The sequence below is a fragment of the Kitasatospora sp. NPDC054768 genome, from assembly GCF_053612025.1.
In genome coordinates, this window is the sequence record NZ_JBSHBN010000307.1 from 1 (window position 1) to 4,092 (window position 4,092).

Consider the following 4,092-nt stretch of genomic DNA (forward strand, 5'->3'; position numbering starts at 1 on the left):
ACGCCAACACCAGGCCCGGACCAGCCACTACAAACGACGAGGCCACAGCCCAAGAGCTGAAGCCTCGCCACAGTAAGCACCGTTGCAGTACTAGATCCGCGCCTTCCGCACCGAGTGCCACACCGCCCCGGACAGCGCCAACGTCGACCGCGGGACCGACAGGTGCTCGTGCTCCCGGTACAGCCGCCAGTTGTGCTCCAGCAGCGCCAGCTTGTTCGAGGACAGCGACCCCACCCGGCCGGCCCTGTAGACCGCCAGCGGTTCCTTCAGGCCGCGGGCGGCGTGCCCGTCCCTCATGATCGACAGCCATAGAGCGTAGTCCTGCCGCTTCGGCATGTCCGGCATCAGCCGCGTGCCCAGCACCGTCCGGTCGTACATGGCGGTCAGGGTCCCGATGTGGTCCTGCACCAGCATGTCGCGGTACGTCACCCGCTCCCGTGCCACGACCACCCGACCGTTCGGGACGAAGTCGGCGGCCTCGCCCGTGTGGTCGCCAGCGACCTTGTAATAGGAGGTGAACGTCAGTGGAGCATCGCCCCCGGCGGCGAATGCGAGCTGCCGCTCCACCTTGCCGGGCAGCCACATGTCGTCGCTGTCCAGGAACGCCAGGTACTTCCCCCGCGCCCGTTCCAGGGCGAGGTTGCGGGCCTTGGCCGCGCCGCCCTGCTCGGGCGCCGCCTGCGGGCGCACCCGCTCGTCCCGGCGGGCCAGGTCCCGCAGCAGGTCCATGGAGCCGTCGGTGGACGAGTCGTCGGTGACCAGCAGCTCCACGTCTGCGTGGGTCTGCGCGAGCACGGAGCGCACCGACGCGCCGAGAGTGGCGGCCGAGTTGTGCACCGGCATCACCACAGAAACCAGCGGCACGGCGTGCTCCTCACCCGGGTTGGAGTCGTCATGGATGTTGTTGTCGCCGGTCAGGGCTACGTGGGGCTGCCACTCGCCGTGCGCGCCGCCGAGGTGGGCCACCGTGTCGTCGGCTACGACGTGGACCAGCACCGTATCAAGCAGCTCACCGCCAGTGAGTCCTACGTGGAGGACGTGGCCTCCTCACGGCTGCGCGCGGTGCTGGACTCCGGGGCCTATTCCGCGACCGACGACGCCTGCGCGTTGGCCGGCTTCGACATCGCGGTGATCACCGTGCCAACTCCTCTGCGGGACGGTGTACCCGACCTGTCCTATGTCGAGTCCTGCGCCTGGATGCTGGGCGAGTCCCTTCGCCCTGGCGCGACGGTGGCCCTGGAGTCACCGACCGCCGCGGCCCGCCCGGCGCTGCTCGCCATGGGCTGCTTCCCACTCCGAGGAGGAGTGGTAGGCGACGAGCGAGCAGACCTGGGCATCGACGCCGATCCGGCGCAGGTACCGGGCGCCGTCGATCATGTGCTGGCCGGTGTCGACCGCCGAGGGCGAGTACCCGACATCGTGGAGGATTGCGGCGACGCGCATCACCTTCCCGTCGGTCCCGAGCACCGGGGCGAGGACCCGGGCCTGCTCGAAGACGCGGCAGGAGTGCGCCCAGAGTGGGAGGGGTGTCCGCGAGCAGCGATTCGGCGGTCCGGTACGCGAGGCTCAGGTCCATCGCCCAAGGCCAGGTGACCTGGTACGAGGGTCATGACCGGTGTCGCGAGCCGGTTGACGCCGCAGGACTCGTCCTGCAGGGCCCAGGACTTCTGCGCAACCCACGCGGGTGACAGCCCGCTGCGCTGAGAGCCCACGGAAGGGGGATCCCGCCGAATCAGGCAGGCAGGTGCCACCCCAATCCACATGCCAGGTCAGCGGGCGACCGTCCGTGGAAGTTCGGTACGTCGTCCGAGGCTTCCAGCCGCGTCACCCGACCGGACCGGATCCTCCGCGAACACGGCGTTTTCCACCGGAATCCCGGCAGGGCCAGGCCAGTGACCCACCTGGCGGGCCAGGCCGGCGGTGCCGTCGAGGACGCCCTCGCCGTCCTTGCCGCCCGTGCCGGTGTGGACCCGGCCGGCCGTCTACTCCAACGCCTCGCCGCCGCACCCACCCCCGCGGCCACCGACCGCGCCGTGCTCCGGCAGTCCGCCGCCCGCCTCGCCGAACCCTAACCGCCCCAGCGGTGGCCCGTCAGCGCCCGGGCGCGCTTCCAGGGCAAGGGGATCCGCCTGTAGGCGCCGTGGAGCACCCCGGGCTGCCCGCCACCGGAGAACCACCTGCGACATGTGCCGGAGACCCGTCCCGCAGCTGCGCACGGACCCCGGGGTACGCCTGCTGAACACCATGGGCGCCGAGCAGCGCCGCCCACGGCACCTGGGCGGAGTGCCTTCGGGAGATCCTCGGGCGACGCCGGCCTGACGGCTCCGGGCAGTGCGCCGACCTCGCCGAAGCCCTCGCCACCGGCCGAGCTCCTGATCGGGGATCAGGCCTCCGGCTGCGAAGACGGACGGCCGCGGCCACCCGACCGGGCCGGGGAACTCCACAGCACGTCGGCACGGAGCGTGCTGCGGGGGCGGGATCCTCGTGGTGGGAGGCCTTCGCGGCGGGTTGCCCTCCAGGGGGGAGGCAAGCACGCCTTCCGTCTGATGGAACCGTCTCGGGAGGACGTAGCGCTCGTCGGACGTCCGCTCCCGTTGTCGGCCTGTCACTCGAAGCGGCGATTTCCGCGCGGCGACGCCACGCGTGCGCCCGACCGATGGCCGGGCCGACGGGCGGCCGACCGGCACGGCCAGAACGACGGAGGAGTTCCCCGGACCGGTCGGGGACGGTTCACCCGATGGGATGACCGCGGACCGGCCCGGGCGGCTGCGACCGGTATACGTGACGTGATCCACCGTTCGGAGCGACCACCTGCGAGGGGCCCATGACCGATACGGCCGACACGTCGTCGAGGACGGCCGGCGAGACGCTGCCGACCGCCTACGCCCCCCGGGTGGCCCTGATCCGGGGCGCCATGGAAGCCGGGGACACGGTCCTCGCGGCCCGCCTGGCCGAGGAGCTCCACCAACACGTCGCCCTGGAGCGCGGTGCCCTGCATCCCGAGGCGCTGCGCGCGCAGGAGGTGCGCGCGTACGTCGCGGCGGTCGGCGGCGACCCCCGGCGGGCGGCCGAACTGTTCACCGTGGCCGCCACGGCGTGGGCCGGCCTGGGCGCGCCGGAGCAGTGGGCGGCGTCGCGCAACGCGGAGGTCTGCCGTCGTCGGGTGGAGTCGGCGGCGTCCGCCCCCTCGGCGGTCCCCGTCGCCCGGCGCCCGCCCGGTTGCCCGTCCCCGGCCCGGGCGTTCGGACGCGGCACCGTCGTGGCGGTCGTCCTGGCGACGGCACTGCTCTCGGGGGCGGCGGACGCCGGCCCGCGGGCCTACCTCGGGACGGGCCCGCGGCCGGTACCCGACGACCAGCCGGTCGCCCCCGCCGTCCTGGGAGCCCTGGAGCGCTCCGCCCCGTCGGCCTCCCTGGCGCCGGGCCCCGTGCCGCCGCCCCCGCCGGATCCCGCGGGCGCGGAGCCCGTCCCCGCGCCGGACGCCGGGCCCGCGGGCGAACAGCAGGACCCGGCCGCAGACCCGGACGGAGGCGGGCCCCGGGCGGGGCGCACACCGCTGCCGGGCCCGGGGCGGCGGCCGGGCCTCCCGGCCGGCGGTCCCCGGCCGCGGCCCGCTCCCGACGCCGTGCGGCCGTTCGGCGGCCAGGCCACCGAAACCGGCTCGGACCCCTGCGCCGCCGCCCGCGCGTACGGCGGCCGACTCCTCGGCTCCCTCGTCGAGTTGTGCCACCGCGCCGCCGAAGCATCGGGCAAGCGGCCACCCGCACCCTGACCCCGTTCTCGGGAGGGAAACGACTGTCAAGGGACAGTGGGATCTGGCTCTGGCGCGAGTTCCGTGAAAGCCGCCCGTGGATCTTGAAAGTTGTCGATCATGATGGGTGTCTGTCGCTGATCTTCTGGCCGCCTTGTTCCCCCCGTTCGCGCTGCTGAGCGTGGACTTGATCAGGCCGGTTGGCCGGTCGGTGCGGGTGCACGCCCGGGGTCGGGCACCGGAGGCAGAGTGTCCGAGCTGCGGTAGCTGGTCAGGACGTGTCCACAGCGGGTACGAGCGGCAGGTCAGCGACACAGCGGTCTCCGGCCAGGAGCTCGTGC

The 4,092-nt window shown here is 73.4% G+C and carries 3 protein-coding genes and 2 pseudogenes; 3 read left to right on the forward strand and 2 right to left on the reverse strand.

Annotation, left to right across the window (positions count from 1 at the left end; genetic code table 11):
- Positions 1-90: 90 nt before the first annotated feature.
- Positions 91-864 (reverse strand): glycosyltransferase family 2 protein, encoded by a 774-nt coding sequence (locus ACWGKU_RS40620; RefSeq protein ID WP_331768614.1) that lies wholly within the window; start codon positions 862-864, stop codon positions 91-93.
- 30 nt (positions 865-894) lie between these two features.
- Here ACWGKU_RS40620 and ACWGKU_RS40625 point away from each other — a divergent pair.
- Positions 895-1,251 (forward strand): annotated as a pseudogene (locus tag ACWGKU_RS40625) (nucleotide sugar dehydrogenase); the annotation flags it as partial.
- On the opposite strand, the pseudogene ACWGKU_RS40630 reads toward ACWGKU_RS40625, so the two are convergent.
- Positions 1,243-1,503 (reverse strand): annotated as a pseudogene (locus ACWGKU_RS40630) (HD domain-containing protein); the annotation flags it as partial. The pseudogenes ACWGKU_RS40625 and ACWGKU_RS40630 sit on opposite strands and share 9 nt — an antisense overlap.
- Positions 1,504-1,892: 389 nt before the next feature.
- Between ACWGKU_RS40630 and ACWGKU_RS40635 the strand changes: the two are divergent.
- Positions 1,893-2,072 carry a hypothetical protein gene (locus tag ACWGKU_RS40635; RefSeq protein WP_331768615.1) on the forward strand — a complete coding sequence of 60 codons (180 nt, stop codon included), beginning with the start codon at positions 1,893-1,895 and terminating at the stop codon, positions 2,070-2,072.
- A 752-nt stretch (positions 2,073-2,824) separates the two neighbouring features.
- Complete coding sequence (locus ACWGKU_RS40640; RefSeq protein ID WP_331768616.1) at positions 2,825-3,772, forward strand: hypothetical protein; 948 nt, start codon at positions 2,825-2,827, stop codon at positions 3,770-3,772.
- Positions 3,773-4,092: the final 320 nt, after the last annotated feature.

Coding starts and splice junctions, on each gene's coding strand:
- ACWGKU_RS40640 (WP_331768616.1), top strand. CDS start 2,825: ATGACCGATACGGCCGACACGTCGTCGAGGACGGCCGGCGAGACGCTG.